Source organism: uncultured Pontibacter sp. (genome assembly GCF_947495565.1).
GTDB lineage: Bacteria > Bacteroidota > Bacteroidia > Cytophagales > Hymenobacteraceae > Pontibacter.
In genome coordinates this window covers 1-1,963 of sequence record NZ_CANLZM010000032.1, presented here as the reverse complement: position 1 = coordinate 1,963, position 1,963 = coordinate 1, and the positions used below count along the sequence as shown (strand labels likewise).

Sequence of the window (1,963 nt, the reverse complement as noted above, 5' to 3'; positions counted from 1 at the left end):
AACACCGTCCAGATGCCATTGGAGGAACCTTGCAGAGCACAGCGATCCTCCAACGAGACACCACCTGGACTAACGTTAGGTGTAAGTTGAACAAATGAAAAATTTGAATATAGAGCAAGCAGATTGGATAAGTGAAGAGAAACTTACCCTAAGCTTTGAAGACGAGGGGATTACTATAGGGAATTGCCTGCCTCCAATTTTTGAATCATATTGTAAGGTATTCCATCCGTTCGAAATCACTACTGACGAGCCCGATACTTTAGAGAATGACCCTGATTTAAAGGAAGACCTCGCGGAAATTATCACCTTCAACTATAGACAAGGCACCCATAAGACAACCAACCCTTGGGAAGCTAGTGGTGGGGACTTGAACCTAAAATTAAGAATGACTGACCCCAACCTGAAAAGATGGGAGTATGTAACATGGCAGGAGATTGCAGAGAAATACGAATTAATATTCCACAATGAGATAAACCCCGACAGTTACATAACCCGTTTTGATGAGATTGGATACCCATGGAACCTTTGGTTCCCGAAAGGCGGCTATCTGCCGCGGCCTGTTTTCAAGAAGCTTAATTCGGTTTTAAGCTCTGCGTCACAAACTCATGAAGTTTGTATCTACCAGATGCCACCGAACAATATTTATAAGATGGAACTTGTGTCGGGTTCCTTAGAGGATGTCTCCAATTATTTTGAAGAAGACTTTATAGGCTGTATGTATGCTTCTGACAAATCCTGGCTTGTATTTACAGACACGGACTTGCACTTTACGCTTATGGCTGGCCCAGAATCGTTGATAACCGCAATAGTAAATAGTGAGATAGAGGCAGTAAGGTGCAGCGCTGACACGCGGGTAGACTACTTAAGCGACAAAGTAAACAATAAGAAAACATACACCTAACAAGGTTCATAGTTCAGGCTGCGGCTATGCCTTGCCCATACTATGCACAAACCGTTAGGCAATATTAAATACAGCACTAAAATAAAATTATGATAATTAAAGAACTACAATTGCTTTCAGAAGCTTTGTGGGAAAGCGTTAAATCGGACTTGAAATTTTTTGCACCAATAAAAGTTTTCGTAAAAAAGCTTTCCGAAGTAGATTATACAGATTCAGAAAGTCTTCAAGATATTAAAATGTATTCTGATAAAATCGAAGAGTTTTTTAAGAAATACAGGCCAAAACCAGGAGTATTTTATATACCACCACCTCAGACTTCCAAAAATGACACTACAGTTAAAAACATTCATACACTGACTCAACAACTTTTATCTTTATCAGAAATTGAATTACAGAAAGAGTTTGACAGTATAAAGCCGTTACCTCAGAAAAAATCCAGCGGATCAGGACAAATATTTATTGGACACGGTAGAAGTAAACTTTGGGCACGACTTCAAATTTTCCTAAAAGACGATTTAAACTTAAAAACACTGACTTTTGAGGATGAATCAAGAACAAGTGAAAGTATAATTAATGTTTTGGGAGAATTTTTGAATAAATCTTCTTTAGCCATCTTAGTAATGACCGCAGAAGATGACACAGCAGATGGTAAATTGAGAGCAAGACAAAATGTAATTCACGAAGCTGGTTTATTTCAAGGCCGCTTAGGTTTTGACAAGGTTATTATACTCAAACAAGATGGAATAGAAGAGTTTTCAAATATCGCAGGCTTACAATATATTCCTTTTTCTGGTGACAATATTGAACAATGCTTTTATGAATTACAGAGAAAATTCAAGAAGTTAGGACTGATAAAATAACATTGCCTAACAACGTATAAAAACAATGCTCAAACCTGTCTCAATTCGAAAGTCCGCGCTCGCTTGCAACGCCTGATTGTCCTGCGGACAATCAAGCTCGCCAGCTCGCACTGTTTTTATACGAGACGTTGTGCGTAAGCGAAATCATAAAAAAAATAGATGAAGACCTTCTTTGTTCTTATATTTTCCCTTCTCTCGTTGA

Annotated in this window: 2 protein-coding genes; both read left to right on the top strand. The window is 38.4% G+C overall.

The genetic code is table 11. The annotated features are described in order from the left end of the window. The first annotated feature begins 94 nt into the window (after window positions 1-94). Entirely contained in the window at window positions 95-901 is an 807-nt protein-coding gene (locus tag Q1B04_RS19930; RefSeq protein WP_299762758.1) for a hypothetical protein, read from the top strand. An 89-nt stretch (window positions 902-990) separates the two neighbouring features. Then, window positions 991-1,761, top strand: a complete 771-nt coding sequence (locus tag Q1B04_RS19925; protein ID WP_299762755.1) for a nucleotide-binding protein — start codon at window positions 991-993, stop codon at window positions 1,759-1,761. Window positions 1,762-1,963: the final 202 nt, after the last annotated feature.

Coding starts and splice junctions, on each gene's coding strand:
- Q1B04_RS19930 (WP_299762758.1), top strand. CDS start 95: ATGAAAAATTTGAATATAGAGCAAGCAGATTGGATAAGTGAAGAGAAA.
- Q1B04_RS19925 (WP_299762755.1), top strand. CDS start 991: ATGATAATTAAAGAACTACAATTGCTTTCAGAAGCTTTGTGGGAAAGC.